Raw genomic sequence first — 1,655 nt, forward strand, 5'->3', positions numbered from 1 at the left:
TATGATGAATATCTTGTGAGAGAATATTCATTTGTACTCTAGAAAGGAGGTGATCCAACCGCAGGTTCTCCTACGGTTACCTTGTTACGACTTCACCCCAGTCGCTGATTCCACTGTGGACGGTAGCTAGTTTAGCATTCCGGCTTCGAGTGAAATCAACTCCCATGGTGTGACGGGCGGTGAGTACAAGACCCGGGAACGTATTCACCGTAGCATGGCTGATCTACGATTACTAGCGATTCCGGCTTCATGCTCTCGAGTTGCAGAGAACAATCCGAACTGGGACATATTTTATAGATTTGCTCCATCTCGCGATATTGCGTCTCATTGTATATGCCATTGTAGCACGTGTGTCGCCCTAGGCATAAGGGCCATGATGACTTGACGTCGTCCACACCTTCCTCCTCCTTACGAAGGCAGTCTATTTAGAGTGCTCGGCCGAACCGTTAGCAACTAAATACGTGGGTTGCGCTCGTTGCGGGACTTAACCCAACATCTCACGACACGAGCTGACGACAGCCGTGCAGCACCTGTCTCAACATTCTAGCAAGCTAGCACTCTCTTATCTCTAAGAGATTTGTTGGATATCAAGCCTAGGTAAGGTTCTTCGCGTATCTTCGAATTAAACCACATGCTCCACCGCTTGTGCGGGTCCCCGTCTATTCCTTTGAGTTTTAATCTTGCGACCGTACTCCCCAGGCGGTATACTTAATCCGTTAGGTGGATTACTGCCATGACTAGCATAGCAACAACCAGTATACATCGTTTAGGGCGTGGACTACCAGGGTATCTAATCCTGTTTGCTCCCCACGCTTTCACGCATTAGCGTCAGTTAAGTTCCAGTAGATCGCCTTCGCAATGGGTATTCTTCTTGATCTCTACGGATTTTACCCCTACACCAAGAATTCCATCTACCTCTCCCTTACTCTAGATTACCAGTTTCCCAAGCAGTTTAACGGTTAAGCCGTTAGATTTCACAAGAGACTTGATAATCCGCCTACGCGTCCTTTACGCCCAGTGATTCCGAGTAACGCTTGCACCCTCCGTATTACCGCGGCTGCTGGCACGGAGTTAGCCGGTGCTTATTCGTTAGGTACCGTCAGTGTTCTTCCCTAACAAAAGGAGTTTACGCTCCGAAAAGTGTCATCCTCCACGCGGCGTTGCTGCTTCAGGGTTTCCCCCATTGAGCAATATTCCCTACTGCTGCCTCCCGTAGGAGTCTGGACCGTGTCTCAGTTCCAGTGTGACTGATCATCCTCTCAGACCAGTTATGCGTCATAGCCTTGGTAAGCCATTACCTTACCAACTAGCTGATACAATATAGTCTCATCCTACACCGAAAAACTTTCCCGACTTAACTTGTGTTAAGAAGGAGTATGGAGTATTAGCAGTCATTTCTAACTGTTGTCCTCCAGTGTAGGGCAGATTAACTATACATTACTCACCCGTGCGCCACTAACTCATAAGAGCAAGCTCTTACTTGTCCGTTCGACTTGCATGTATTAGGCACGCCGCCAGCGTTCACTCTGAGCCAGGATCAAACTCTCCATAAAAAATGTATCAAAGATAAAAAGAAACTTTTTATCTTTTAAATTCAATTTATGAAGTTTTTAATCTAAAAACTTAATTGTTTGTAACTTTTAAATTTGACAATT

General features: G+C 46.2%; 1 rRNA gene. It reads right to left on the minus strand.

Features of this window, described 5'->3' with window-relative positions:
• Positions 1-42 precede the first annotated feature (42 nt).
• Positions 43-1,553: ribosomal RNA gene (locus OFN98_RS07985) — 16S ribosomal RNA — on the minus strand.
• Positions 1,554-1,655: the final 102 nt, after the last annotated feature.

Source organism: Campylobacter sp. JMF_15 NE4 (assembly GCF_027737645.1).
GTDB lineage: Bacteria > Campylobacterota > Campylobacteria > Campylobacterales > Campylobacteraceae > Campylobacter_B.